This is a genomic window from Methyloparacoccus murrellii, assembly GCF_054657115.1.
The window spans coordinates 1-213 of sequence record NZ_BAAHXD010000155.1; the positions used below are offsets into that span (position 1 = coordinate 1).

Below are 213 nucleotides of genomic sequence, written 5' to 3' on the forward strand. Positions count from 1 at the left end.
CACGGGCTTGGCCGACATGGAACGCGATGCGCCGCCACAGCTGCTTGTCCGCGCAGCGAAGCAGGTTTGCCGCTTGGCGCACCGGCAACTCCCGGCACAGCGCCAAGGCCAAGGCCTCGAACGCCGCAGTGAAGCCCGACCCCGCACGAGCCCAAGGCACGGGCGTCTGGGTGGTCTTGCCGCAGCTGCCGCAGGCGATGCGCGGCACATCGC

The 213-nt window shown here is 70.9% G+C and carries 1 protein-coding gene; it reads right to left on the reverse strand.

The window, feature by feature from the left end; genetic code table 11:
* On the reverse strand, positions 1–213 hold a 213-nt coding region (locus ACYQ1H_RS15700; protein WP_460028969.1), incomplete at both ends, for a helix-turn-helix domain-containing protein.